Origin of the sequence: Enterobacter sp. MEB024, from assembly GCF_030209635.1 — a bacterium.
In the GTDB taxonomy this organism is placed as follows: domain Bacteria; phylum Pseudomonadota; class Gammaproteobacteria; order Enterobacterales; family Enterobacteriaceae; genus Enterobacter; species Enterobacter ludwigii.
Window position 1 is genome coordinate 156,271 of sequence record NZ_JARVRQ010000005.1, and the last position, 22,154, is coordinate 178,424.

Consider the following 22,154-nt stretch of genomic DNA (forward strand, 5'->3'; position numbering starts at 1 on the left):
GTTTAAAATGATTGTCATTAATGGTTTTAATGAATTGCTACAAATGAAAGATGGTTTGCCTGATGTAGGTTGGCTGTATGTTTCGCCATCGTTCAGCCTTTCTTCAGAAGAAGATATAGTCAATGGTCGTTATTATATTGCTGAAAACGAAGACGAAGAAATGGATTTTGAAGATAATTACGGCACTTTCCTTGAAGCGCCAATCTTTAAGGCGATCATTGACAATAAGCTAGAGCATAATCCTGCCTCAGGGAGTGGTGAGCTTCTCTACGCGGTTCGTTATTACCTGGAAAACGATGATTTTCAGGACTGAAAACCGAAAACCTCTTTAATCGTATAAAGACTTCTTTGCAGGCTTGCTAAGCCCGTCGTAGCACCCCGTGTGGATTCTATCTATGCGGGAGTGCTTGTCATAGAAATCAGCACGTTGCTGACGGTGTTCCCTCGGTTGATGCTGGCACGGTACCTTGTACCGATTCTTACCTTCCCCTGAGGAACTGCTTGGCGGATATACTAAGCGCCGTTTCGGTATTTGGTGGGTTTTGTCATAACGCCCATTTTGTACCACCGGGAAGTGGAGTTGGGGGAGAGGTAAGGGTGTTTACTTCTGGTGAACCAACAAGTTGTTGGCTCAGAAAGCAAAAACCCCCGCCGAAGCGAGGGTTATAAATGAGTGGTGCCCGGACTCGGAATCGAACCAAGGACACGGGGATTTTCAATCCCCTGCTCTACCGACTGAGCTATCCGGGCAACGGGGCGCATTAAACCTGATATGCCCTCTGCCGTCAACGAAATTTGTTGTTTTCGTAACGGACTGCACACTCTCTCACCAGTTCGCCGTAATCTTAAGCAAAAAAGTGCGTCCAGAGCGCGGATAGCGGCATTGCAATCAACAACGCAGGCAGCATATTCACCACCGCAAACATCTTTATTCCGCATATCCGCAGCCCTGTCGCCAGCAGCAGCAGGCCACCGACGGCGGTGAAGTCGGCCATCATTGCCGGCGTGGTGAGAGGAAGGATCAGTGTGGCGCAGGTAGCGAGGGCCAGCTGGATAAGCAGCATGGGCACGCAAATCGCGGCGACGGCGATGCCGAGGGTCGTGGCAAAAATGGTGGCCGTGAAGAAATCAAGAAACGCCTTCGCAATCAATATGCTGGGGTCGCCAGTCATGCCTTCCTGCATTGAACCGAAAATGCCTGTGCCGCTGGCGCAAAAAAGAATAATTATCGCGACGTAGTTCTGAATAAACGACTCGTGAGTGCCGTTTTTCGCCTTGCCCGGGTGGGCAATCAGGTTTTTGGCTTTGCTGACCGCACTGTTAATACCCTTTTCCAGATAACAGAACTCGCCAATGAGCGCGCCGAGCAGGGTGGCAAGCACCATCACCGGCAGGTTGGCGCACTTAATCACCAGCAAAATGCCGATACCTAACGAGGCCAGGCCGAATATTGAGGGCATGGAAGAGCGAATACGCTCCGGCAACCGCTGACTTAATACGGCGCCAAGTACGCCGCCCAGCAATACGGCAGCGGCATTGATAAAGGGTCCGATAACCACCGTGAACTCCTGTTAGCTAATCATGGGTATTGCAGGATTATGACACGCCAGGGGCCTGTTAAGCTTAGGTTTAGGCGGGTTAACGCATAGTGATTGCTTCTTGCACCTCAAAATAAAAGGTGACATGATTGCGCGAAATTTCTCCTTCCTGTGTACGGAGCCGCCAATGATGATGTTGTCTGTCGCTGCGCGAACGCTCACCCGTATCGATATTATCTACTCCTGTCTCACCGTTCGGTGAGGGTAACTGCACTTATGAAAACCATGAAAATCGCCGTCAGCCGCGAGCTGGTCTCTACTGTGTCTACGCACCGCGAAAAGGTGACGCTGGATAACACTGATTTTACGGATGTGGCGGCAGTCGTCATTACCCCCGTGGAAAGTTGCAGCGGCATTCTGGCATTGCTTAAACGCACGGGCTTTCAGCTTCCGGTGTTTATTTACTCGCAAGAGCCGTCTGACGTTCCTGATGGCGCAACGGCAGTGATATCAGGTAAAGCTCAGGAGTTTCTGGAACTGGAGACGGCGGCCAGCCGGTATGAAGAGAATCTGTTGCCGCCATTTTTTGACACCCTGAGCCAGTACGTGGCGATGGGCAACAGTACTTTTGCCTGTCCGGGACACCAGCACGGTGCATTTTTTAAAAAACACCCTGCGGGACGGCAGTTCTATGAATTCTTCGGTGAGAACGTATTTCGCGCCGATATGTGCAATGCCGATGTGAAACTGGGCGATCTGCTGATCCACGAAGGCTCCGCCAAGCATGCCCAGAAGTTCGCAGCAAAAGTCTTTAATGCTGATAAAACCTACTTTGTGCTGAACGGCACCTCCGCTGCAAATAAGGTGGTCACCAATGCGCTGCTGACCCGCGGCGACCTGGTGCTGTTCGATCGCAACAACCATAAGTCCAACCACCACGGTGCGCTGATCCAGGCGGGCGCCACGCCGGTTTATCTTGAAGCGGCGCGTAACCCGTTTGGTTTTATTGGCGGGATTGACGCGCAGTGCTTTGACGACGCGTACCTGCGAAATCAGATCCGTGAAGTTGCGCCGGAAAAGGCCATGGAGAAACGCCCGTTTCGTCTGGCGATCATTCAGCTTGGCACCTACGATGGCACGATCTACAACGCCCGTCAGGTGATCGACAAGATCGGCCATCTTTGTGACTACATCCTGTTTGATTCGGCCTGGGTGGGCTACGAGCAGTTTATTCCGATGATGGCGGAAACCTCTCCGCTGTTACTGGATCTGAACGAGAACGATCCGGGCATTTTCGTGACGCAGTCGGTGCATAAACAGCAGGCCGGGTTCTCGCAGACTTCGCAGATCCATAAAAAGGATAATCACATTCGCGGCCAGGCGCGTTTCTGTCCGCACAAGCGCCTCAACAATGCGTTCATGCTCCATGCCTCGACCAGTCCGTTCTATCCGCTGTTCGCGGCTCTCGATGTGAACGCGAAAATCCATGAAGGGGAGAGCGGGCGCCGGCTTTGGGCGGAGTGTGTTGAGCTGGGCATTGAGGCCCGCAAGGCGATCATTGCCAACTGCCATATGATCAAACCGTTTATTCCGCCGATGGTGGCCGGGCGTCCGTGGCAGGATCATCCCACTCACGCCATCGCCAGCGAGCGCCGCTTCTTCAGCTTTGAGCCGGGGGCTAAATGGCACGGGTTTGAAGGCTATGCCAGCGAGCAGTATTTCGTCGATCCGTGCAAGCTGCTGCTGACCACGCCGGGTATTGATGCGGAAACCGGGGAATATACCGAGTTCGGCATTCCGGCGACCATTCTTGCGCACTACCTGCGTGAAAACGGCATTGTGCCGGAGAAGTGCGATCTCAACTCGATCCTCTTCCTGCTGACGCCTGCCGAAAGCAGTGAGAAGCTGGCGCAGCTGGTGGCGATGCTGGGTCAGTTTGAACAGCATATTGAAGACGATACGCCGCTTGCTGACGTCCTGCCGACCATCTACCAGAAATACCCGGTACGGTATCGCGATTACACCCTTCGCCAGCTCTGCCAGGAGATGCACGATCTCTGCGTGAGCTTTGACGTTAAAGATCTGCAGAAGGCAATGTTCCGTAAAGAGAGTCTGCCAGAACGGGCGATGAATCCGCAGGATGCGAATCAGGCGTATATTCGCGGGAAGGTGGAGTTGGTGCGCATCCGTGATGCCGGCGGACGCATTGCCGCCGAGGGCGCGCTGCCGTATCCCCCAGGCGTACTGTGCGTGGTGCCGGGTGAAATCTGGGGTGGGGCGGTACAGCGTTACTTCCTGGCGCTGGAGGAGGGCATCAACCTGCTGCCAGGCTTCTCGCCGGAGCTGCAGGGCGTTTACAGCGAAAAGGATCCCGACGGGATTAAACGACTGTACGGGTATGTATTGTCATAGTCGCCGTCATCCGTAACCCCGGCCCTCTCCCCAAAGAGAGGGTCAGGGCTCACACCGCACTTCTCTTATACATCCTCCGTGGATGCCCAATCTTCCCGTACAACATCTCTACGCTCAGAAACCCCGCCTCCACGCAGTGCTCCAGATAGCGTCGGGTGGTGGTTTTACTTAATCCTGTCTCCTGCACGACCTCGTCGACGGAAAAACAGTGTGTCGCCTTGTCGTTAAACAACGCCTGCACCCGTGCCAGCGTATTCTCCTCAATACCTTTGCTGCCGTTATCCAGACGGTAGTTTTTCGCCTGCAGCTGGTAGAGCGAGTCGACGTTCTGCTGGTCGACAATCTTCCAGACCCGCTGTTGTTCGGCAAACTGCACAAAGCGTTCAAGCGACTGGCTGAGGCGTTTCCAGGAGACCGGCTTCAGGATGTAATCAAAGGCGCCATTTCGGATGGCCTGGCTGCAGGTGTCCATGTCGCTGGCAGCAGTAATGAAAATTACCGAACAGTTGGCGCGGGTGAGCATGGGGTCATTGATCAGTGTGATCCCTTTACCGTCCGGCAGATAGTTATCCAGCAGCATAAGCTGCGGCTGTTTGCTTTCAAGCTGGACCTGGGCGGCAGCGAGAGACGAGGCGATCCCTACCAGCCTCAGGCGCGGATGTTTACCGATAAGTTCCGCGTGCAGTTGCGCCAGTTCGTTCTCGTCTTCAACAATCAATACGTCGATAAGTTCATGTTGCATAGTCGGTATCTTCCAGTTGCTGGGCGGGACGCCGGGCGGGAATAAACAGAGAGAAAATGGCGCCGCGCGGGGTGTTATCGGCAATTTCTATCGCGCCGCCAGCCTGCGTAACATAGCTTTCGATCAGATACAGGCCAATCCCGTGATCGCCGCGTGTTTTGGTGGTGATGCCGCGTTCAAATATCCTGTCACGGATCTCCGGTTTGATGCCAACGCCCTGGTCGGCCACTTCGATAATCAGCTCCTGCTCGCTCAGTTTGATCAGCACTTCGACCGGTGCATGGGGAAGCGGTGAGCGCTGCGTCGCTTCGATGGCGTTATCCAGCAGGTTGCCGATGATTGAGATCAGCTCTTCTTCAGCCAGCGACGGGAACGGCCTGTCCAGCCGGCAGGCCGGGTCAAAACTGAGCTCGACCCCTTTCTCACGCGCGCGGGCGGCTTTACCCAGCAGCAGGCCACACAGGGTCGGGGAGCTGAAGCGGGAAGAGATAAAGTCCAGCAGCTCCTGAGCGTGTTCCGACTGCGCCTGAATATAGCCAATCGCCTCTTCATAGCGGCCCATGTGCAGCAGGCCGGACAGAGTGGTCATGCGGTTCAACTGCTCATGACGCATGATGCGCAGGTTATCGACATAGCGTTTAACCTGGCTGAGCTGGGCGCTAAGCGAGTCAATTTCATTCCGATCGCGGAAGGTGATCACCCAGCCCTGCAGCGAATCCTCAAGCATGATGCGCACCCGGCTGGCAATCACCGTGAGGGTGTTAAAACGGCAAATTTCATCATGGGTATCTTTCGCCAGCATCGTCTGCGTCGAGAAGAACGGGACAGGGTCGATAACCTGGCTAATCAGCTGCCCGCGCAGTTCACGGGCTGGCTGGCTCAGGCCAAGCAGCTTGCGCGCCGCCTGGTTGATCACCTCAATGCGCAGCTCATCATCGATGGCGATCACCCCTTCATAGATAGACTCCATCATCGCCTTTTGCTGGCGCACCAGCAGGCCGATTTCCCGTGGCTCCAGGGAGAAGATCTGCTTCTTGATACTGCGGGTAAAGAACCAGGAGAAGATAAAGAGCGCAATCAACAGCAGCACGGCGGCCAGCAGGATATTGACCACTTTGCTGACGGTAATGGTATCAAGGTAGCTGGTGAGATAACCCACCGAGACAATCCCCACCACTTGCCCCGCATCGTTGAAGATGGGCGCTTTGCTGCGCAGCGAAATACCCAACCCCCCTTTGCGGATGGTGGTGGTGCTTTTTCCCTGCAGGACCTCCTCATTGTCTCCACCGATAAGCGTCTTGCCCACTCTGTCGGCAAAAACCGAATGAAAAAGATGCAGACCTTTATTATCCCCAATCACAATAAAGCTGGCGTCACTGTGAGCGGCAATTTTCTGCATAAAATCATGGATGGCTTTGATATCTTTTTGTTCAACCTCATCACGTAATGAGGGAATAAGTGCGATCTCTTCCGCCTGTATTTTGGCACGTGCGCTCATTTCCTGATAAAGCTGCTTGCCGACATCGACGTAATAATATCCGCCCAGTAACGCAAAAAGTACTGAGAAAAAGGCGACCAGCGAAATAAACAGCTTAATCTGAAACGATACTTTCATAACTATCACGCGAGGTAGCAGCAAAGGTTGCCAATATATCATCTTTTTTCGCGCGGATGCCCGGTTTGCCGAAAACTTGTGATCCCTTGCACAGCAGGCCCTGTAAAAGAATTTTCCGAATAGCCTATGCGCCTGAAGCCGTTTGGAGAAATGTTATTTGATTGTTCGTTTTAGAAAAGAAACCATAAAAACCACGGCAATAAATAAGGCGTGAATCACATTAAATAAAAGAAACCATTAAAACCATAGCTGCCATAAAAACTTCGCTTTTAATATGCCATCCCTCACATAAAGTAAGCCTTTGTGACTCTAAGCTGAACGCACAAAATAACTAAGGGGCTTATTATGAGCACAACTGACGATTCTTTCTCTGTTACCCACGACCCGATTGATATTCAGCGACCATCACTCAAAGAGCGCTGGTGGCATATTATGGATACGTGGAAAATCGGAATTATCCCTCTGCCACTGTTTGTCCTGGCCGGCGCGCTGATTGCCATTGATTGCCTCGGCGGCAAACTGCCCAGCGATATCGTGGTGATGGTCGCCACGCTCGCGTTCTTCGGTTTTGCCTGCGGTGAGTTTGGCAAGCGCCTGCCGATTGTCGGTAAACTCGGTGCGGCGGCGATTTGCGCCACCTTTATTCCTTCGGCACTGGTCTATTACGGTCTGCTGCCGGATGTGGTGGTGGAGTCCACCACGAAGTTCTACAAATCCACCAACATTCTGTATCTCTACATCTGCTGCATCATTGTCGGCAGCATCATGAGCATGAACCGCACCGTGCTGATTCAGGGCTTCCTGCGCATCTTCTTCCCGATGCTGTGCGGCGAAATTGTCGGCATGATTGTTGGCATGGGCGTAGGGATAGCGCTGGGCCTTGAGCCATTCCAGATCTTCTTCTTTATCATTCTGCCGATCATGGCGGGCGGTGTTGGGGAAGGGGCGATTCCGCTCTCCATCGGCTATGCCACCCTGCTGCATATGGACCAGGGCGTGGCGCTCGGTCGCGTTCTGCCTATGGTTATGCTCGGCGGTCTGACGGCAATCATCATCTCCGGCTGCCTCAATCAGCTCGGTAAACGTTACCCGCACCTGACCGGCGAAGGCCAGCTGATGCCTAACCGTGCGAATACCGATGAAACCACCGCACAGCCTGCGTTCTCCGGTAAAGCAGACGTCACCACGATCGCTTCTGGCGCACTGCTGGCCGTTCTGCTCTACATGCTGGGGATGCTCGGCCACAAGCTGATTGGCCTGCCTGCGCCGGTTGGCATGCTGTTTATGGCGGTGCTGGTCAAGCTTTGTAATGGTGCTTCTCCACGTCTGCTGGAAGGCTCTCAGGTGGTGTATAAATTCTTCCAGACGTCAGTAACTTACCCCATTCTCTTCGCCGTGGGCGTGGCCATTACCCCCTGGCATGAACTGGTCGCCGCATTCACGCTGACCAACCTGCTGGTGATTGTCAGCACCGTCTCCGCGCTGGTGGCGACCGGTTTCTTCGTGGGCAAAAAGATTGGCATGCACCCGATTGATGTCGCCATCGTCTCCTGCTGCCAGAGCGGCCAGGGCGGTACCGGTGACGTGGCGATTCTGACCGCAGGCAACCGTATGAGCCTGATGCCCTTCGCCCAGATTGCTACCCGTATTGGCGGCGCGATTAACGTCTCCATCTCTCTGCTGATACTGGGCAACTTCCTCGTTTAAGTTTTCAGGAAAGAACAATGAAACTCGCAAGCTTTTTATACCAGGGAACACGCAGCTACGGCATCGTTCAGGCCGAAGGTGTGATTGATTTAGGTCGCCGTCTCGGCGACCGCTACAGCGACCTCAAAGCGCTGCTGCAGGGCAACGGGCTGGCCGAGGCCACCCGTTATCTCAACGACGCCGTGGATGTCCCTCTGAATGCCATCACCTTCTTACCGGTGATTGAGCAGCCGGAAAAAATCCTCTGCGTGGGCATGAACTACGCCGACAAACGCAAAGAGTTTGACCAGCACAACCCGGCGCCGACGCTGTTTGTCCGCTTCCCGGATTCGCAGACCGGCCACAACGAACCGGTGCTGAAGCCGCGTCACTCCAGTGAATTCGACTACGAAGGAGAGCTGGCGGTCATCATCGGCAAAGCCGGAGAGAACATCAGCCGTGATGAGGCGTTGCGCCATGTGGCGGGTTACAGCTGCTATATGGACGGCTCCGCCCGCGACTGGCAGCACACCTGGTTTACGGCGGGCAAGAACTGGCGTCAGACCGGAGCGTTTGGCCCGTGGATGGCGACGGCTGATGAGATCCCGGACCCGCACCAGTTGGCGATCCGCACCTGGCTTAACGGCCGTATGGTGCAGGAAGACAACACCAGCAGCATGATCCACAAGGTCGCGGAGCTTATCGAATACATCAGCACCTTTACCCGCCTCAGCCCGGGCGATGTGATCATCACCGGCTCCCCTGGCGGCGTGGGCAAAAAGCGCAACCCGCCGCTGTTCATGAAAGAGGGCGATCGCATTGAGGTGGAGATCGAGCATATCGGTCATCTGAGCAATGTGATCATGGAAGCGCCCGCCACCGGGCTTGCGGCAGCACACTGAGTAAAACGGCATGAACAGTCAACCCACTATCGATTTTCGCCACACCCTTGTGGCGAAACACCCGGGACGCTTAAGCCAGATCCGTTACCTGCTGGCAGACAGCGGCCTTGGCCTGGACAACGACATCACGCTGTTTGTCGAAGCCTGGTCCGGCACGCAGCTGGTGGGTTGTGCCGGGCTTGCCGCTAACGTCATCAAGTGCGTGGCGGTAAACGAGCAGCTTCGTGGGGAGAACCTCAGCGCACGGTTGCTGGCAGAGGTGGAAAATGCGGCGCTGGAGCGCGGCCATTTTCACCTCTTCCTCTGCACCCGTCCGTGCAACAAGGAGCGCTTTGGCCGCAGCGGCTTCTGGCCGATTGCCCAGAGCGGGAACAACGCGGTGCTGATGGAGAACACCCCGCAGGGGATCCAGCGCTACTGCCGCGCGCTCAAGTGTCAGCGCAAGGCCGGGAAGAAGATTGGCGCGATCGTGATGAATGCGAATCCGTTTACCCTCGGCCACCGGCATCTGGTCGAGCAGGCCGCGGGGCAGTGCGATGCGCTGCATCTGTTTGTGGTGCGCGAGGATGCCTCGTTCTTCCCGTTCAGCGCCCGGCTAGAGATGGTACGGGCGGGCGTGGCGCATCTGCCGAACGTGATTGTGCATGAAGGATCGCAGTACATCATCTCCCGCGCCACGTTCCCGGCCTACTTCCTGAAAGAGACCGGCAAAGTACAGCAGGCGTGGAGCGAAATCGATGTGCTGATCTTTCGGGACTTTATCGCCCCGGCGCTGGGTATTACGCATCGCTTTATCGGTTCGGAGCCGTTTTGCGATATCACCCGTCAGTACAACCAGACGCTGCACGACCTGCTGGCCTCACAGATTGACGTGGTGGAAATGCCGCGCATCAAGGTCACCGGCAACGCTATTTCCGCGTCGGAAGTCCGCCGCTTGCTTAAGACACAGCAGTTTTCCCGGATCCGGGAGATTGTCCCGGACTCCACCTTCGCGCACCTCGAAACGCATTACCGTGCGAGTGCGGAAGTCGCATAACTATCAGGAATTTATCATGAAAATTGTAAGGGAGGCGCTGGCCGGTACACAGGAGTCCAGCGACCTGATGGTAAAAATTGCCCCCGCTCAGGGTGAGCTGGAAATTATCATCCACAGTGAAGTGATTAAGCAGTTCGGCGAACACATTCGCCAGGTCGTTAACGACACATTGCGCGCCATGAACGTGCACCAGGGATTAATTATTGTTGAAGACAAAGGGGCGCTGGACTGTGTGATCCGCGCCCGCCTGCAAAGCGCGCTCCTGCGCGCAGCCGATGAGCCGACACTCAACTGGGGGGCGCTGAAATGAGCAAACTCCGCCGCAGTATGCTGTTCCTGCCGGGCGCAAACGCCGCCATGCTCTCTACGGCATTTATCTACCGCCCGGACTCCATCATGTTTGACCTTGAAGACGCCGTCGCCCTGCGCGAGAAGGATACCGCGCGTATGCTGGTGTTTCATGCCCTGCAGCACCCGATGTATCAGGATATCGAAACCGTGGTGCGCATTAACCCGCTGAGCACGCCGTTTGGCTTGCTGGATCTGGAAGCCGCCGTGCGGGCAGGGGTGGACGTGATTCGATTGCCGAAAACCGACACCCCGGAGGATATCGATGAGCTGGAAGGGCATCTGGCGCGTATCGAGCGTGAATGCGGGCGCGAGCCGGGCTCGACCCGCGTTATGGCGGCTATTGAATCGGCGATCGGGGTGATTAACGCCGTGGCCATTGCCCGCAGTTCTCCGCGCTTAATCGGGATCGCGCTGGCTGCCTTTGATTATGTGATGGACATGCAGACGGAACGCGGGGATGGCACTGAGCTGTTTTATGCCCGCTGTGCCGTGCTGCACGCCGCCCGCGCCGCGGGTATCGACGCTTTCGACGTGGTGTGGTCGGACGTTAACGATGAAGCCGGCTTCCTGCGTGAGGTCGATTTGATCCGCAAGATGGGCTTTAACGGTAAATCGCTGATTAACCCACGTCAGATTGACCTGTTACATAACGCCTATGCCCCAACCCAGCAGGAAGTGGATCACGCGAAACGGGTGATTGAAGCTGCAGAAGAGGGGGAGCGTAACGGCCTGGGCGTCGTGTCGCTCAACGGCAAAATGGTCGATGCCCCTATTATTAACCACGCGCAGATGGTGCTGGAACGCGCGGCGGCCTCCGGCGTGCGTCGTTAAGGATTACACAATGAATCAGACAGAACTTCTCCATGTGAATTTCCCCCATCTGCGGGACTTAAAACCGTTTGATGCCGCCCACAGCGCAACGCCATGGCTGAACAGCCCTGACGAAAAACACACCCGTAAGCTCTGTGCTTCGGTCGAAGAGGCGGTGTTACGCAGCGGGTTACAGGACGGGATGACCGTCTCCTTCCACCACGCGTTTCGCGAAGGCGACCGGGTGATCAATACCGTCGTGGCGCTGCTTGCGCGTATGGGCTTTAAAAACCTGACGCTGGCTTCCAGCTCGCTGATGACCTGTAACGACGCGCTGATCGAACACATCGAAAGCGGCGTTATCACCCGGATTTACACTTCCGGTATGCGGGGCAAGCTGGCGGACGCTATCTCACACGGGTTGATGGCCGAGCCGGTACAAATTCACTCCCACGGCGGGCGCGTGAAGCTGTTGCAGGACGGTGAGCTGAATATCGACGTGGCGTTTCTTGGCGTGCCGTGCAGCGATGAATTTGGCAACGCCAACGGCACGCACGGGAAATCGTGCTGCGGCTCGCTGGGCTATGCAATGGTGGATGCGCATTTCGCCCGCAAGGTGGTGCTGCTGACCGAAGAACTGGTGCCGTTCCCGAATATGCCCGCCAGTCTGGTGCAGGATCAGGTGGATTACATTGTGCAGGTGGAGAGCGTGGGTGACCCGGCGAAAATCAGCGTCGGTGCGGCTCGCGTGACCAGTAATCCGCGTGAGCTGATGATTGCCCGCTACGCGGCGGATGTGATTGAACATTCAGGCTATTTCAAACCCGGTTTTTCCATGCAGACCGGCTCCGGTGCGGCGGCTACCGCCTGTACCCGCTTTATGGAGGAGAAAATGGAGCGCAGCGGCGTGAAGGCGCGCTTCGCGCTCGGGGGCATTACCGGCAGCCTGGTGGATCTGCACGAGAAAGGCCTGATCGAAAAGCTGCTTGATACCCAGTGTTTCGACGGCCAGGCCGCGGCCTCGCTGGCACGAAATCCGAATCATGTGGAGATCTCCACCAACGTTTATGCCAACCCCGGCAGCAAGGCAGCAAGCTGCGACCAGCTTGATGTGGTGATCCTCAGCGCCCTGGAAATTGACGTCGATTTTAACGTCAATGTTATTACCGGCTCTGACGGCGTAATGCGTGGGGCATCCGGCGGACATTGTGATGTGGCCGCGGCGGCAAACCTGACCATCGTGGTCGCCCCCCTGCTGCGTAGCCGTATTCCAACCGTCGTGAAGCGGGTGACCACCCGGCTGACGCCCGGGGAGAGCATCGACGTGCTGGTTACCGATCACGGCATCGCGGTTAACCCGGCACGCCCGGAAATCCGCGAACGACTGCTTGCCGCAGGCCTCAACGTTGTCGATATCAACGCGCTTTTCGAGCGGGCGATATCACTGACCGGCGTACCAAAACCCATTGAGTTTACCGACAAAATCGTCGGTGTGATCCGCTACCGCGACGGCAGCGTCATCGACACCGTTCGACAGGTGAAGGAGTAATGATGACTGTAGCGACACCCGTGCGGGCGGGTGTCAGCCTGGAGGAGCTGCTGGTGGCGAAAGAGCGCCGTGCAGCACGCCAGACTGACTGGCTCACGCACTATCAACAACCGGTGATTTCTCTCACGCTCGTCACCCCCGGGGAGATCAAAGACAGCCTGCGCTATCGCAATACGATGGGCGTGGCATTGCAGATGTGCGACCAGCTGCTGTGGGAAAACCGCTGGCAGGTGCTGGACCGCCAGGTGCTGTGGCTGCCCACCGGGCCAGAAGCAATCTGGTGCGTGGCGCATCCGGCGGCGGAAATCAAAGCGCACTGTACGGATCTGGAGCAGACTCACCCGCTCGGCAGGCTGTGGGATTTGGATGTGATCTGCCCGGCACAGGGGCATGTGGGGCGCCAGTCTTTAGGGTCACACCTCCGGCGCTGTCTGGTATGTGATGAGCCTGCCCACGCCTGTTCCCGTTCGCGTAAGCATCCTGTAGAGCAGGTGGTGGCTCGCGTGGAGAAGATGATCGATGACTGGTTTGCTCGCGACTAACCCGCAGCCATGCGATGTGCCAGGGCTCGCCGAAGAGGCGTTATGGCAGGAGCTGGCGTTGACGCCAAAGCCGGGTCTGGTGGATAAGCTCAACAACGGTGCACACCGCGATATGGACCATGCGCTGTTTGCCCGCAGTATTGCGGCTATCACCCCGTGGTTTGCGCGCTTTGCAGAGCTGGGTCATACCCATGCGGATAAACCCGCGGCAGAACAAATACGGATCATTCGCCCGATGGGCATTGCCTGTGAACAGGCAATGTACGCTGCAACATGCGGGGTGAACACGCATAAAGGCGGCATTTTTGCCCTCGGTTTGCTGTGCTTTGCCGCCGGACGTGTGAAACACGCCACGGCTGAGAGCCTCTGTAGTGAGGTGAGTCACCTCTGTCGCGGGCTGGTGGCGCGTGAGCTGGCGGCCCGCAGTGGACAGGCGACGGCAGGGGAGCGGCAGTTTCAGCAGTATGGGTTAACCGGCGCGCGGGGCGAAGCGGAAAGCGGTTTTGCTACGGTGCGTGCAGCGCTGGCGCAATGGAACGGGCACGCGCTGCATGACCTGCTGCTGCGCCTGATGGCGATGAATCAGGACAGTAACCTGGTGTCGCGCGGCGGTATGGAAGGGCTGCGCTATGTGCAGGGTTATGCGCGGTCATTACTGACGCGTGGCTGGGATCGTGATGCATTAATACAGATGGACAATGCGCTCATTGAACGGAATTTAAGCCCGGGGGGCAGTGCGGATTTATTGTCGGTAGGATGGGTGCTGGCGAAATTACCCCTCTCCTGAAAGGAGAGGGGATAATCATTAATGCGCGATAGGCTGCGCAGCGTGCGGTTCGCGTACGTGCTTGTACTTGAACAGTGCGATAAACGCGAAGAACAGTACCAATGAGTACGCGGCGAAGATAAGCCACACGGGCTGCCAGTTGGTGATGCCGTTAGTGGTGTACATCTCAACCACTTTACCGCTCACCACACCGCCCAGAATACAGCCGAAGCCGTTGGTCATCATCAGGAACATACCCTGAGCACTGGCGCGGATTTCAGGTTTCACCTCTTTTTCCACAAACACCGAACCAGAGATGTTGAAGAAGTCGAAGGCGCAGCCGTAAACAATCATCGACAGAACCAGCAGCACGGTACCGAACGGGCTTGGGTCGCCGTAGGCAAACAGACCGAAGCGCAACATCCATGCAGCGATACTGATCAGCATGACGTTCTTGATGCCGTAGCGGCTCAGGAAGAACGGGATGGTCAGGATGAACAGCGTCTCAGAGATCTGAGAGATGGACATCATCACTGACGCATGTTCAACGATAAAGCTGCCAGAGAACAGCGGGTTATTGTCGAAGCTGTGCAGGAAGGTGTTGCCGAACATGTTGGTGATCTGCAGTTCCGCACCCAGCAGCATGGAGAAGATAAAGAAGATCGCCATGCGTTTGTTTTTAAACAGCGCAAAGGCGTCCAGACCGAGCATGGTGCTCCAGCTCTGGTTTTTCTGCTGGTTAGACACCGGAATATGCGGCAGGGTCAGGGTGAACAGCGCCAGCACCACGGAGAGTGCCGCCCCGATGTAGAGCTGCATATGGCTCAGTTCGAAGCCTGCGAAGCTCACGCCCCACATTGCCATGATAAAGCCGATGGTGCCCCAGATACGGATTGGTGGGAAATCGGTGACGATTTCCATACCGGCAGATTTCAGGCGGTAGTAGGAGATGGTGTTGATCAGGCCAAGCGTTGGCATGTAGGCCAGCGAGTTAAACAGGATCACCATGAACATCGCCCCCGGCGTGGTGACCTGGGCTGCCATAAACAGCGTCCCCGCACCCACCAGATGGCAAAGCATGTACAGCCATTTCGCACTTAACCATTTATCCGCCACGATACCCAGCAGCGTTGGCATAAAGACAGCCGCAATGCCGAGCGAGCTGTAGACGGCACCGATAGACGCACCATCGAACTTGAGCGTCACAAACATATAGGAGCCGAGTGTAGTCAGCCAGCTACCCCACAGGCAGAACTGCAGAAACGACAATATTTTAAGCTGCAGCTTAAGGTTCATGTTACTTTCCTCACAAGTGAGCGGGAGATATGTTGTTATAGGAACATTCAGGGTTGTTATTTGATGCAATTCTATCAGCAGGCGAGGTTATGTTTTGTTACCTCCCGCAAAAAAATGCAATCCACATTAATTTGCAGTTTGGATTGTGATGCAAATAACATTTTCGTATGGGTGGGGCGGGGAGGGCGCGGTCTGATGCCCTCACCCTGGCCCTCTCCCACAGGAAGAGGGCAGGGTAAAGGGTTTAGCGTCGACGGTAGTTTTTTTGCGCCGTGTTCACTTTATACAGATAACGACGCGATTCCGCAGACGGGTGTCGGGTGGTAAGCGTTGAATAGACATCCCCCGGCGCCATACTGTTGATGATATTCGCCGCCTGCACTTTGTCACTCGAGAAGACGCGCAGGACGCTGCCCGCACCGCCGTTATACGCGGTGATCACCGCATAGCGACGTGATGTTGGGTTATCAATCCCCCCCAGGTAGACATTGTTGAGCATCGCCAGGTAGGCGGTGCCGGTATCAATGTTGCTTTGTGGATCGAACAGATAACTGCGGCTCGGCGTACCGGATTTACCCTGAGCGCGGAAGACGTCTTTACCTGCGCTGTGCTGCACGACCTGCATCAGTCCCAGCGCGTCGGAACGGCTTACCGCGTACGGGTTAAACGACGATTCGGTCTGCATGATCGCCAGGATCAGCGACTCATCCACGCCGTACTTACGCGAGGCCTGACGCACCATGCCAATGTACTTATGCGCACGTTTGTCGAGGTGGTTCGGCACGAGGTTAATGGTGACGCTGTAGATGATCTTCAGGCCGTTAGAGCGGCTTTTCAGGCGCGTCTGCAGCAGATAATCGGCAAATTTTGTGGCACGCCCTTCCCAGCGGATGGCCTGTCCGGTCTGATCGACAACCTGGCCGTACAGGAACGGTTCTTTGGAGATGGTGATGTCATCGGCGTCGGAGTAGAGATCGATTGAGCCTGGATCATCACCCATCAGTAAGGTTTTCACGATCGCCTGACGTAACCGTGCGGCAGGTTCGGTGCCTGCGATGGTTTCAACCGTGATAGTCCCCTCATCAAAGTTGATGTGGCTACGGGTCTGATAGGCGTCGGTGTACTTAACGTAGTCCTTAGGTCCGGCAATAAGAACTTCGTTAAATCCCCATATATTTTCGATGTTATGGGCAAACTGCCCCATCAAAATGTCAAAACCGTTGGTGTCCTTTATCCAGGCTTCGTTGTAATCATCGCCTTTTTTGGAAGAACAAGAGACAAGCAACGGCGCAACAAGGGCTAGCGCTAAAAATTTTTTCATCATTCCGGGAGTGCGTGTTGTGTTTGCTTGTACGGCGGAGTTGCCCCCGCACGCTGTTATTTTTCCGGCGGCGTATAGCCTTCGATGTGGACGTCTTTGCCTTCGAACAGGAAGTTCACCATCTCCTGCTCAAGCAGTTTGCGGTGCTCCGGGTTCATCATGCTGAGTTTCTTCTCGTTGATCAGCATGGTCTGTTTTTTCTGCCACTGTCCCCAGGCTTCTTTGGAAATTTCGTTATAGATGCGCTTACCCAGTTCGCCCGGATAAAGCTGGAAATCCTGGCCTTCAGCGTCACGCTGCAGGAAAGTACAAAAAATAGTTCTGGCCATACTCATTCCTCTGTTGGTGGCTGATGCTAAACCATTGCACCGGCACGTAATTGCTGTAACAGGCGCTCCACGGGAGCCGCCAGCCCGACTGATGGCGGTTGCGCTAAGTTATACCAGAGAGCCGTTCCTTCATCCATGCAGGCGGTGATTGAGGACACGGGAAGCCACATCGGTACAATATCCAGATGGAAATGGCTAAAGGTATGACGAAACGCGGTCAGCTGCGTCAGGTTATCGGCAGCGATGCCGCGCTGTTTAAGCCATTCCCGTAACAATTCTTCATTTTCAAACTGTGGGAAGCAGTATAGACCACCCCACAGGCCGCTCGGCGGCCGCTGCGCCAGAAAGACCCCATCGCCATGCTGCATCAACAGCATGTAGCCGGTGCGCTCTGGCAGTGTCTGCTTTGGTTTTTTGCCCGGATACTGCGCCCATGCGTGGTTCGCATAAGCCACGCAGAGATTATTGACCGGGCAAAGTTCGCATTTCGGTTTTGATCGCGTGCAGACCATGGCCCCCAGGTCCATCATCGCCTGGTTAAAGCGCTCCACGCCTTTTGCCGGGGTAACCGCTTCGCTGATCTCCCACAGCCGTTTTTCGACCTCTTTTTTTCCCGGCCAGCCGTCAACGGCATAGCATCGTGCGAGGACGCGCTTCACGTTGCCGTCGAGGATCGGGAAATGTTTACCTAAAGACAGGGAGAGGATTGCGCCAGCGGTTGAACGTCCGACGCCGGGCAAATCAGCCACTTCATCGAAGGTTTCCGGAAATGTGCCGTGGTGTCGGGTCGCCACCTGCTGCGCGGCTTTATGCAAATTGCGCGCACGGGCGTAGTAACCGAGACCGGTCCACAGGTGCAGCACCTCGTCTAATGGCGCATTGGCCAGGTCGGTCACCGTTGGGAAACGTGCCATAAAGCGCTCGAAGTAAGGAATCACCGTGGCGACCTGCGTTTGTTGCAACATCACTTCGGAGAGCCATACTTTGTAAGGCGTTTTTTCAATTTGCCAGGGCAGGGTTTTACGCCCGTATTTGTCGTACCAGTCCAGCACCTGGGCTGAAAATTGAGAGGCTTGCATGGTCATCGATTCGCATAATCAGGGACGCCGATTGCAGCACAGCGTCAATCTGCTGTAAACCGGATCTTTCCCATGCTTGCATAGAAGCCTTAACTTTGGATAATGCCCGTTTCCCGAACATTCTCACAAGCAGACAACTCTTTTATGAAAAACGACGTCATTTCACCGGAATTTGATGAAAACGGTCGCCCGCTGCGCCGTATTCGCAGCTTTGTCCGCCGTCAGGGTCGCCTGACCAAAGGGCAGCAACATGCGCTGGACAACTACTGGCCGGTGATGGGCGTTGAGTTCAGCGAGCAGCCTCTGGACTTTACCGAGCTGTTTGGCCGCGACGCGCCGGTAACACTGGAGATTGGCTTCGGTATGGGGTCTTCACTGGTTACCATGGCCCACGCGCGCCCGGAGCAAAATTTCCTCGGCATTGAGGTGCACTCGCCAGGCGTAGGCGCATGTCTGGCAACGGCTCATGAAGAGGGCGTTGAGAACCTGCGCGTTATGTGTCACGACGCGGTTGAAGTGCTGCACAAAATGATTCCTGACAATTCTTTGACCATGGTTCAGCTCTTTTTCCCTGACCCGTGGCACAAAGCACGGCATAATAAACGCCGTATCGTTCAGGCGCCGTTTGCTGAGCTGGTAAAAAGTAAGCTGAAACTGGGCGGTGTCTTCCATATGGCGACCGACTGGGAACCTTATGCGGAACATATGCTGGAAGTCATGTCGTCTCTGGACGGGTATAAAAACCAGTCTGCAAGCAACGACTATGTACCGCGTCCGGATTCACGTCCGGTGACAAAATTTGAACAGCGTGGCCATCGTCTTGGTCACGGCGTATGGGACTTAATGTTCGAGAGGGTGAAATAATGGCAAAGAATCGTAGCCGTCGTCTGCGTAAAAAAATGCACATCGAAGAATTCCAGGAAGTGGGCTTCTCCGTTGCGTGGCGTTTCCCGGAAGGCACCAGCGTAGACCAGATCGATCAGGACGTAGATGCGTTCATTAATGAAGTGATCGAGCCAAACAAGCTGGCCTTTGATGGTAGCGGTTACCTGGCATGGGAAGGTCTGATCTGCACCCAGGAAGTCGGTAAATGCACCGAAGAACATCAGGCGCTTGTACGCAAATGGCTTGAAGACCACAAACTGGAAGATGTCCGCGTCAGCGAACTTTTTGATGTTTGGTGGGACTAATTAAGCAGTAAGGGGCCAGCATTAGCTGGCCCATTTTGTCTGAGGGAGTGTTTAAGATGCGCAAAACGTTGCTGGCTGTTGCCTTAATGGCAACCGGATTCACCGCTCATGCGGAGTATAAATGTAGCGTCACCCCGCGTGATGACGTGGTGTTAAGCCCGCAAACCGTGCAGGTCAAAGGCGAGAACGGTCATCTGGTGATTACGCCGGACGGGAACGTCACATTTAACGGTAAACAGTACAACCTGACCCCCGCTCAGCGTGAGCAGGCGAAAGACTACCAGGCCGATTTGCGTACCGCGCTGCCGTGGATTGATGAAGGTGCCCTGACGCGCGTAGAGAAGAGCCGCGTTGCGCTGGATAAGATCATCACCAAAGAGGTGGGAGAGAGCAGTAACATGCGCACCCGCCTGACGAAGCTCGACAAACAGCTGAAAGAGCAGATGAACCGCATTATTGAGCATCGCTCCGACGGCCTGACGTTCCATTACAAGGCAATCGATCAGGTTCGTGCCGACGGTCAGCAGCTGGTGAACCAGGCAATGGGTGGCATCCTGCAGGACAGCATTAACGAGATGGGGGCTAAAGCGGTGCTGAAAGGCGGCGGTAACCCACTGCAGGGCGTGCTCGGTAGCCTGGGCGGTCTGCAGACCTCAATTCAGAACGAGTGGAAGAACCAGGAAGACGATTTCCAGCAGTTCGGCAAAGACGTTTGTAAACGCGTGGTGTCGCTGGAAGATAGCCGCAAGGCGCTGGTGGGAACGCTGAAGTAATTTCCCCTCACCCTAACCCTCTCCCCAAAGGGGCGAGGGGATGGTTTGCTCCCTTTCCCTTTTAGAGAGAGGGCCGGGGTGAGGGTTGCAGCATTTGCAGTGTTTCAAGGATCTTTTCTAACACCGCTTCTTCGTTATTCCAGAGTTCGTTGTTCCAAAATCGAATGACATACCAGCCTTTCTCGTTAAGCCAGCACGTTCTTTGACGATCGTATTCCTGCTTTTCATCATGTTGCCCGCCATCCAGTTCAATAGCCAGATGAGCCGCACAGCAGGCGAAATGCAGAATGTAGTGATCTACAGGATGTGGTCGACGAAATTTATAATTTTCGAAGCGGCGGCTGCGCAGTAGATACCAAAGCCGTCTTTCTTCTTTTGTCAGCTCCCGTCTGAGCTGTTTTGCATCAGTACGAGTAATATCCATCCCCACACTCTGCCAGCCTTTCCCTCAGCCGGCAGAATGGGGTGCAAAATCCTGAATCAGCCTTCAGGAATCTTCTGCGAGGAACAACTCAAGCAGGGAGTTTAAAAACAGTTTGCCGTGCTCGGTGATCTGCCAGTAATCCTCACACTCGGTGAGATATCCCTGCGCCAGCGCCTCGTCAATCTGCGGACGAATCGTGGCTTCCGGCAATCCGGTATAACGCGCAAACTCCGCACGTGGTGCGGGTTCCAGCAAGCGGAAGCGGTTCATAAAGAACTCAAACGGTTTATCCGCCGCCTCAACATCATGCTGACGTTCAAGGTAGCGGCCTTCCATGTAACCACGCGGATGACGCGTTTTGGCGGTACGCAGGATGCGCCCGTCAGGGAAGGTCACTTTACCGTGTGCGCCACAGCCAATCCCCAGATAATCACCAAAGCGCCAGTAGTTCAGGTTGTGCTGACACTGGTAACCCGGCTTCGCGTATGCGGAGGTTTCGTATTGCTGATAACCTGCCGCGGTCAAAAGCTGATGACCTTGCTCAAAGATATCCCACAGGGCGTCATCATCCGGCAGCACCGGCGGACGGGAACCAAACAGCGTGTTTGGCTCAATAGTCAGCTGATACCAGGAGAGATGCGGTGGGTTAAGCGCGATCGCCTGACGCAGATCGTCCAGCGCTTCCTCCAGCGACTGGTCCGGCAGACCGTGCATCAAATCCAGGTTAAAGCTGCGCAGGCCTAATCCAGTGGCCAGGTTTGCCGCGCGCTTTGCCTCTTCCGGGCCGTGAATGCGTCCCAGACGTTTCAGCTTCGGCTCGCTAAAGCTCTGGACACCGATCGAGATGCGGTTTACGCCTGCACGTTGATAATCGACAAAACGGTCGGCTTCAACGGTGCCGGGGTTGGCTTCCATTGTTATTTCAGCATCCGCGGCCAGGTTCAGGCGCGCACGCACGCCGTCCAGCAGCGTTTGCATCGCCGGGCCAGAAAGCAGGCTCGGCGTACCGCCACCAATGAAAATGGTCTTAACTTCACGTCCCTGTGCGTAAGGTACATCGGCATCCAGGTCGGCCAGCAGATGCGCAACGTAGTCATCATGCGGCACTTCACCTTTCAGCGCGTGCGAGTTGAAATCGCAGTACGGGCATTTCTGCACGCACCACGGGATGTGAATATAAAGACTCAGAGGTGGCAAATTAGCCATTACGCAGTGCTTCCAGTAACAGTTTCAGGGCGCGTCCACGGTGGGAAATCGCGCTTTTCTCTTCGCGGGACAGTTCCGCAGCGGTTTTGCCCTCAGACGGGACAAAGAAAATCGGGTCGTAGCCAAAGCCACCACTGCCTGCCGCTTCACGGGTAATCACCCCCGGCCAGCTGCCGTGGCAGACGACTGGCGTAGGGTCTTCGGCATGACGCAGATAGACCAGTACGCAGTGGAACTGAGCCTGGCGTTTATCATCTGGCACGTCTTTCAACGCGACAAGCAGCTTTTCCAGATTCTGCTGGTCGGTGGCATCGACGCCTGAATAGCGTGCGGAGTAGATACCCGGCGCACCGCCAAGGGCATCTACCGCCAGACCGGAGTCGTCGGCAATCGCGGGCAAACCGGTAATCTGTGCGGCATGGCGCGCTTTCAGGATCGCGTTTTCGATAAACGTCAGCCCTGTCTCTTCGGCGGAATCCACACCCAGTTCGGTCTGTGCAACGACATCCAGTCCAAAATCATTTAATAGCGAGGCCAGCTCGCGCACTTTACCGGCGTTACCGGTAGCGAGAACAACTTTCTGCATT

Annotated in this window: 23 protein-coding genes and 1 tRNA gene; 13 read left to right on the forward strand and 11 right to left on the reverse strand. The window is 55.5% G+C overall.

The features are described from left to right. Positions 1-7 precede the first annotated feature (7 nt). Complete coding sequence (locus tag QRN24_RS10320; protein WP_106503483.1) at positions 8-313, forward strand: DUF7716 domain-containing protein; 306 nt, start codon at positions 8-10, stop codon at positions 311-313. Positions 314-674: 361 nt separating this feature from the next. Here the strand turns inward: QRN24_RS10320 and QRN24_RS10325 are convergent. Beyond that, a tRNA-Phe gene (locus QRN24_RS10325) sits at positions 675-750 on the reverse strand. A gap of 95 nt (positions 751-845) precedes the next feature. After that, positions 846-1,559 carry a DUF554 domain-containing protein gene (locus tag QRN24_RS10330; RefSeq protein WP_284942688.1) on the reverse strand — a complete coding sequence of 238 codons (714 nt, stop codon included), beginning with the start codon at positions 1,557-1,559 and terminating at the stop codon, positions 846-848. 255 nt (positions 1,560-1,814) lie between these two features. On the opposite strand from QRN24_RS10330, the gene QRN24_RS10335 reads away from it, so the two are divergent. Then, entirely contained in the window at positions 1,815-3,950 is a 2,136-nt protein-coding gene (locus QRN24_RS10335; RefSeq protein ID WP_284942689.1) for an ornithine decarboxylase, read from the forward strand. 49 nt (positions 3,951-3,999) lie between these two features. On the opposite strand, the gene QRN24_RS10340 is transcribed toward QRN24_RS10335, so the two are convergent. Continuing rightward, a complete protein-coding gene (locus QRN24_RS10340) occupies positions 4,000-4,692 on the reverse strand; it encodes a response regulator (protein ID WP_014171591.1) in 693 nt (230 codons plus the stop codon). Further along, complete coding sequence (locus QRN24_RS10345; RefSeq protein ID WP_025203246.1) at positions 4,682-6,307, reverse strand: ATP-binding protein; 1,626 nt, start codon at positions 6,305-6,307, stop codon at positions 4,682-4,684. Before QRN24_RS10345 ends, QRN24_RS10340 begins: the two co-directional genes overlap by 11 nt. A gap of 345 nt (positions 6,308-6,652) precedes the next feature. Here QRN24_RS10345 and QRN24_RS10350 point away from each other — a divergent pair, with 345 nt between their 5' ends. The 8 genes from QRN24_RS10350 to citG are packed head-to-tail and all read left to right on the forward strand — an operon-like array spanning position 6,653 to position 13,970. Further along, positions 6,653-8,014: a 2-hydroxycarboxylate transporter family protein gene (locus QRN24_RS10350; protein ID WP_014171589.1), complete on the forward strand. Its 1,362-nt coding sequence runs from the start codon at positions 6,653-6,655 to the stop codon at positions 8,012-8,014. A 17-nt stretch (positions 8,015-8,031) separates the two neighbouring features. Next, on the forward strand, positions 8,032-8,895 hold the full coding sequence (locus QRN24_RS10355; protein ID WP_014171588.1) for a fumarylacetoacetate hydrolase family protein: 864 nt from the start codon (positions 8,032-8,034) through the stop codon (positions 8,893-8,895). Between the two features lie 10 nt (positions 8,896-8,905). Beyond that, positions 8,906-9,931, forward strand: a complete 1,026-nt coding sequence (gene citC, locus QRN24_RS10360; protein WP_284942690.1) for a [citrate (pro-3S)-lyase] ligase — start codon at positions 8,906-8,908, stop codon at positions 9,929-9,931. Between the two features lie 16 nt (positions 9,932-9,947). Beyond that, entirely contained in the window at positions 9,948-10,241 is a 294-nt protein-coding gene (gene citD / locus QRN24_RS10365) for a citrate lyase acyl carrier protein (protein ID WP_020883681.1), read from the forward strand. Further along, a complete protein-coding gene (gene citE / locus QRN24_RS10370; RefSeq protein ID WP_014171585.1) occupies positions 10,238-11,113 on the forward strand; it encodes a citrate (pro-3S)-lyase subunit beta in 876 nt (291 codons plus the stop codon). The genes citD and citE overlap by 4 nt, the downstream gene beginning before the upstream one ends. A 10-nt stretch (positions 11,114-11,123) precedes the next feature. Then, positions 11,124-12,641, forward strand: a complete 1,518-nt coding sequence (gene citF, locus QRN24_RS10375; RefSeq protein ID WP_047356733.1) for a citrate lyase subunit alpha — start codon at positions 11,124-11,126, stop codon at positions 12,639-12,641. Between the two features lie 2 nt (positions 12,642-12,643). Further along, positions 12,644-13,183, forward strand: coding sequence for a citrate lyase holo-[acyl-carrier protein] synthase (citX, locus tag QRN24_RS10380; RefSeq protein WP_284942734.1), 540 nt, complete (start codon positions 12,644-12,646; stop codon positions 13,181-13,183). Beyond that, positions 13,161-13,970, forward strand: coding sequence for a triphosphoribosyl-dephospho-CoA synthase CitG (gene citG / locus QRN24_RS10385; protein ID WP_063925584.1), 810 nt, complete (start codon positions 13,161-13,163; stop codon positions 13,968-13,970). The genes citX and citG overlap by 23 nt, the downstream gene beginning before the upstream one ends. Positions 13,971-13,988: 18 nt before the next feature. Here citG and QRN24_RS10390 read toward each other — a convergent pair whose 3' ends face one another. The 4 genes from QRN24_RS10390 to mutY all read right to left on the reverse strand — a co-directional run bounded on the left by QRN24_RS10390 (position 13,989) and on the right by mutY (position 17,974). Then, on the reverse strand, positions 13,989-15,245 hold the full coding sequence (locus QRN24_RS10390; protein WP_020883685.1) for a nucleoside permease: 1,257 nt from the start codon (positions 15,243-15,245) through the stop codon (positions 13,989-13,991). Between the two features lie 244 nt (positions 15,246-15,489). Then, positions 15,490-16,566 (reverse strand): membrane-bound lytic murein transglycosylase MltC, encoded by a 1,077-nt coding sequence (mltC, locus tag QRN24_RS10395; protein ID WP_025203253.1) that lies wholly within the window; start codon positions 16,564-16,566, stop codon positions 15,490-15,492. A gap of 56 nt (positions 16,567-16,622) precedes the next feature. Then, positions 16,623-16,895, reverse strand: coding sequence for an oxidative damage protection protein (locus QRN24_RS10400; protein ID WP_013098674.1), 273 nt, complete (start codon positions 16,893-16,895; stop codon positions 16,623-16,625). Positions 16,896-16,921: 26 nt separating this feature from the next. Continuing rightward, entirely contained in the window at positions 16,922-17,974 is a 1,053-nt protein-coding gene (mutY, locus tag QRN24_RS10405; protein WP_185791329.1) for an A/G-specific adenine glycosylase, read from the reverse strand. A gap of 144 nt (positions 17,975-18,118) precedes the next feature. On the opposite strand from mutY, the gene trmB reads away from it, so the two are divergent. The 3 genes from trmB to QRN24_RS10420 are packed head-to-tail and all read left to right on the forward strand — an operon-like array spanning position 18,119 to position 19,937. Then, positions 18,119-18,838: a tRNA (guanosine(46)-N7)-methyltransferase TrmB gene (trmB, locus tag QRN24_RS10410; RefSeq protein ID WP_020883687.1), complete on the forward strand. Its 720-nt coding sequence runs from the start codon at positions 18,119-18,121 to the stop codon at positions 18,836-18,838. Beyond that, positions 18,838-19,164 (forward strand): YggL family protein, encoded by a 327-nt coding sequence (locus tag QRN24_RS10415; protein WP_020883688.1) that lies wholly within the window; start codon positions 18,838-18,840, stop codon positions 19,162-19,164. The genes trmB and QRN24_RS10415 overlap by 1 nt, the downstream gene beginning before the upstream one ends. Positions 19,165-19,220: 56 nt before the next feature. Further along, entirely contained in the window at positions 19,221-19,937 is a 717-nt protein-coding gene (locus QRN24_RS10420) for a YggN family protein (protein ID WP_020883689.1), read from the forward strand. Between the two features lie 61 nt (positions 19,938-19,998). Here QRN24_RS10420 and QRN24_RS10425 read toward each other — a convergent pair whose 3' ends face one another. The 3 genes from QRN24_RS10425 to QRN24_RS10435 all read right to left on the reverse strand — a co-directional run bounded on the left by QRN24_RS10425 (position 19,999) and on the right by QRN24_RS10435 (position 22,153). Next, positions 19,999-20,361, reverse strand: coding sequence for a DUF559 domain-containing protein (locus tag QRN24_RS10425; RefSeq protein ID WP_138614617.1), 363 nt, complete (start codon positions 20,359-20,361; stop codon positions 19,999-20,001). 63 nt (positions 20,362-20,424) lie between these two features. Continuing rightward, positions 20,425-21,567: a radical SAM family heme chaperone HemW gene (gene hemW / locus QRN24_RS10430; RefSeq protein WP_014171573.1), complete on the reverse strand. Its 1,143-nt coding sequence runs from the start codon at positions 21,565-21,567 to the stop codon at positions 20,425-20,427. Next, a complete protein-coding gene (locus QRN24_RS10435; RefSeq protein WP_014171572.1) occupies positions 21,560-22,153 on the reverse strand; it encodes an XTP/dITP diphosphatase in 594 nt (197 codons plus the stop codon). Before QRN24_RS10435 ends, hemW begins: the two co-directional genes overlap by 8 nt. Between the last annotated feature and the right edge of the window lies 1 nt (position 22,154).

Bases quoted from the DNA above. Each gene is read 5' to 3' on its own strand.
- QRN24_RS10320 (WP_106503483.1), top strand. From the start codon at position 8: ATGATTGTCATTAATGGTTTTAATGAATTGCTACAAATGAAAGATGGT.
- QRN24_RS10335 (WP_284942689.1), top strand. From the start codon at position 1,815: ATGAAAACCATGAAAATCGCCGTCAGCCGCGAGCTGGTCTCTACTGTG.
- QRN24_RS10340 (WP_014171591.1), bottom strand. From the start codon at position 4,692: ATGCAACATGAACTTATCGACGTATTGATTGTTGAAGACGAGAACGAA.
- QRN24_RS10345 (WP_025203246.1), bottom strand. From the start codon at position 6,307: ATGAAAGTATCGTTTCAGATTAAGCTGTTTATTTCGCTGGTCGCCTTT.
- QRN24_RS10350 (WP_014171589.1), top strand. From the start codon at position 6,653: ATGAGCACAACTGACGATTCTTTCTCTGTTACCCACGACCCGATTGAT.
- QRN24_RS10355 (WP_014171588.1), top strand. From the start codon at position 8,032: ATGAAACTCGCAAGCTTTTTATACCAGGGAACACGCAGCTACGGCATC.
- citC (WP_284942690.1), top strand. From the start codon at position 8,906: ATGAACAGTCAACCCACTATCGATTTTCGCCACACCCTTGTGGCGAAA.
- citD (WP_020883681.1), top strand. From the start codon at position 9,948: ATGAAAATTGTAAGGGAGGCGCTGGCCGGTACACAGGAGTCCAGCGAC.
- citE (WP_014171585.1), top strand. From the start codon at position 10,238: ATGAGCAAACTCCGCCGCAGTATGCTGTTCCTGCCGGGCGCAAACGCC.
- citF (WP_047356733.1), top strand. From the start codon at position 11,124: ATGAATCAGACAGAACTTCTCCATGTGAATTTCCCCCATCTGCGGGAC.
- citX (WP_284942734.1), top strand. From the start codon at position 12,644: ATGACTGTAGCGACACCCGTGCGGGCGGGTGTCAGCCTGGAGGAGCTG.
- citG (WP_063925584.1), top strand. From the start codon at position 13,161: ATGACTGGTTTGCTCGCGACTAACCCGCAGCCATGCGATGTGCCAGGG.
- QRN24_RS10390 (WP_020883685.1), bottom strand. From the start codon at position 15,245: ATGAACCTTAAGCTGCAGCTTAAAATATTGTCGTTTCTGCAGTTCTGC.
- mltC (WP_025203253.1), bottom strand. From the start codon at position 16,566: ATGAAAAAATTTTTAGCGCTAGCCCTTGTTGCGCCGTTGCTTGTCTCT.
- QRN24_RS10400 (WP_013098674.1), bottom strand. From the start codon at position 16,895: ATGGCCAGAACTATTTTTTGTACTTTCCTGCAGCGTGACGCTGAAGGC.
- mutY (WP_185791329.1), bottom strand. From the start codon at position 17,974: ATGCAAGCCTCTCAATTTTCAGCCCAGGTGCTGGACTGGTACGACAAA.
- trmB (WP_020883687.1), top strand. From the start codon at position 18,119: ATGAAAAACGACGTCATTTCACCGGAATTTGATGAAAACGGTCGCCCG.
- QRN24_RS10415 (WP_020883688.1), top strand. From the start codon at position 18,838: ATGGCAAAGAATCGTAGCCGTCGTCTGCGTAAAAAAATGCACATCGAA.
- QRN24_RS10420 (WP_020883689.1), top strand. From the start codon at position 19,221: ATGCGCAAAACGTTGCTGGCTGTTGCCTTAATGGCAACCGGATTCACC.
- QRN24_RS10425 (WP_138614617.1), bottom strand. From the start codon at position 20,361: ATGGATATTACTCGTACTGATGCAAAACAGCTCAGACGGGAGCTGACA.
- hemW (WP_014171573.1), bottom strand. From the start codon at position 21,567: ATGGCTAATTTGCCACCTCTGAGTCTTTATATTCACATCCCGTGGTGC.
- QRN24_RS10435 (WP_014171572.1), bottom strand. From the start codon at position 22,153: ATGCAGAAAGTTGTTCTCGCTACCGGTAACGCCGGTAAAGTGCGCGAG.